The organism is Streptomyces shenzhenensis (genome assembly GCF_003688995.1).
GTDB lineage: Bacteria > Actinomycetota > Actinomycetes > Streptomycetales > Streptomycetaceae > Streptomyces > Streptomyces shenzhenensis_A.
On sequence record NZ_PENI01000100.1, the window covers coordinates 1 to 762 of the forward strand.

The 762-nt window shown below is 70.1% G+C and carries 1 protein-coding gene; it reads left to right on the forward strand.

Features of this window, described 5'->3' with window-relative positions; genetic code table 11:
• Positions 1-42: 42 nt before the first annotated feature.
• The coding region (locus tag CTZ28_RS46380) for an SDR family NAD(P)-dependent oxidoreductase (protein ID WP_121895960.1) at positions 43-762 on the forward strand (720 nt) is incomplete at its 3' end.

Genomic DNA, 762 nt, shown 5'->3' on the forward strand with positions numbered 1-762 from the left:
TGTCGGACGGATCGGCTACGAGAAAGTTTTGGAGACACCCACATGGGACAGCTGGAAGGCAAGACGGCGGTGGTCACCGGGGGCAGCGCCGGTATCGGTCTGGCGACCGCCGTTCGGCTGGCGGACGAGGGTGCGTATGTGTTCGTCACCGGGCGACGCGAGGCCGAACTGGAGGCCGCCGTCAAGGCCGTCGGAACGGACCGGGCCACCGCGGTCGTCGGTGACATCGCGAGGCCGGAGGATCTGGACCGGCTCTACGAGGCGGTCCGGGCGCGAGGTGAGGGTTTGGACGTGCTCGTGGCGAACGCGGCGGTCGGTTCGTTCATGACGCTGGAACAGACCACCGAGGAGCATTTCGACCAGACCTTCGCGGTCAACACCCGGGGCACGGTGTTCACCGTGCAGAAGGCGTTGCCGGTGCTCAACGACGGGGCCTCGGTCGTCCTGGTCGGTTCGACGGCCGCCGACCGCGGGATGGAGGCGTTCGGCGCGTACGCGGCGTCGAAGGCGGCGGTCCGGTCCTTCGCGCGGACGTGGTCCACCGAACTCAAGGGCCGTGGCATCCGGGTCAACGTGGTCTCGCCGGCATGGATCGAGACTCCCGGGGGCACCGCGGCCTTCGGCGACGAGGAGGCCGCCCGGGCCATCAAGGAGCACGTCGCCGCGACCGTGCCCAAGGGCCGCATGGGCCGGCCCGAGGAGGCCGCCGCGGTCGTGGCCTTCCTGGCCTCGGAACAGAGCAGCTACGTCGTCGGCTCGAAC